General features: G+C 48.0%; 1 protein-coding gene. It reads right to left on the reverse strand.

What is annotated here, in order from left to right; translation table 11 throughout:
* Positions 1-16: 16 nt before the first annotated feature.
* Positions 17-148 carry a hypothetical protein gene (locus ACY2RR_RS24920; RefSeq protein WP_490110886.1) on the reverse strand — a complete coding sequence of 44 codons (132 nt, stop codon included), beginning with the start codon at positions 146-148 and terminating at the stop codon, positions 17-19.
* Positions 149-229 lie beyond the last annotated feature (81 nt).

Below are 229 nucleotides of genomic sequence, written 5' to 3' on the forward strand. Positions count from 1 at the left end.
ATTGTTCCCCGGGTCTTTACAGTCCTTCCATCAGGCACTGTTCTGAACTTTTTAAGAGAAGCCCATCAAGTTCTACAACCGGGTGGCCGGCTTTATGTAGTGTCGCTATCCACAGAACATCCCAGCTTTCGGAAAATGAACGGTTCATCAGTTCCCCAGCCAACTAATGGGGTTATTCAGGTCAGCTCTGCTGATACAGTTCCAACGCCGGACTATAACCTTTCAGTTC

The sequence above is a fragment of the Parendozoicomonas sp. 2304DJ65-17 genome (assembly GCF_058148445.1).